We start from the raw sequence: 1,304 nt of genomic DNA on the forward strand, positions 1-1,304 counted from the left end.
GTCGAGGAGGGTGAAGGTGTGGGGGTGTTCGTTCTGGGCGGTGCGGATGAGTCCCCAGATGGTGGCGGCGGGGAGGTCGGTGATGGGGTCGTCGGCGCTGGTGGAGATGGCACCCCGGGTGATGATGACGAGGTGGGCGTTGTCGGTGCGGTCCTGGGCGAGCCATTGCTGGACGCGGGTGAGGGTGTGTTCGGCGGTGTGGTGGGCGGCGGTGAGCTGGTCGTCGAGCGGGGTGGTGTTGTTCTGGGGGTGGACGATGAGGATGTCGGGGGTGGTGGGTGTGGTGGTGGGTGTGGTGTCGGTGGTGACGGGGACCCACTCCAGCACCAGCGGCGCGAGGTCGCCTGACACGAGCTTCGCCGCGTCCACCGGCCGTGTGGCCAGAGCGCCGACGGTGAGGACCGGCTTGCCGTCCGGGTCCGTCATCTCCAGGGCGATCGTGGTGTCGTCCGTGAGGGTCATCCGGGCGCGGAGCGTTCGCGCGCCGTAGCTGTGGAGGCTGACGCCCGACCAGGAGAACGGCAGCTCCAGGTCCGTGTCGTCACCGGTGGACGCGAGCCGCACGTGGAGCGCCGCGTCGAGCAGTGCGGGGTGGACCCCGAAGCCGGCCTCGCTGACGTCCTCGGTCAGTTCCACTTCGGCGTACAAGGCGTCCGCGTCCTGCCAGGCGGCCCGAAGGCCCTGGAACGCGGGTCCGTAGGTGTAGCCGCGTCCGGCCAGTTGCCCGTAGAGGTCCGCGATCGGCAGGCGCGTGGCGGTCGGGGGCGGCCAGGCCGCGTGCGGCGGAGTCGGCGGTGCCGGCGGCGCTTCGGGTGAGAGTACGCCGGTGGCGTGCCGGATCCACTCGGCGTCGCCGCGGCGGGAGTGGATCGTGAAGGGCCGACTGCCGTCATCGCCAGGCGAGTTGACCTGGATCTGAAGGTCGACCGTGCCGTTCTCGGGCACGAGCAGCGGGTTGTCGAGGGTGATGTCCTCCGCGTGGGTGCAGCCGACCTCGGACCCTGCCCGCAGGGCGATGTCGAGGAACGCGGTGCCGGGGAGCAGGACGGTGTCGAGGACGGCGTGGTCGGCCAGCCACGGCTGGGCTTCGAGGGAGACCCGTCCGGTGAGTACCAGGGCGTCGCTGCCCGGTAGTTCGATGGCACCGCCGACCAGCGGGTGTCCGGTGCTGTGCCGTCCGAAGTCGCCGGAGTCGGCGACCGGGTGGAGCCAGTAGTGCTGGTGTTGGAAGGGGTAGGTGGGGAGGGGGGTGTGGTGGGGGGTGGGGGTTTTGGTGGTTGTGGTGGTGGGGGTGTTGTGGGTCC

General features: G+C 70.9%; 1 protein-coding gene. It reads right to left on the reverse strand.

Going from position 1 to position 1,304, the window contains the following annotated elements:
• A partial coding sequence (locus ACZ47G_RS39630) for a polyketide synthase dehydratase domain-containing protein (protein ID WP_465751384.1) occupies positions 1–1,304 on the reverse strand: 1,304 nt, incomplete at both ends.

Source organism: Kitasatospora sp. NPDC030952, from assembly GCF_055571335.1.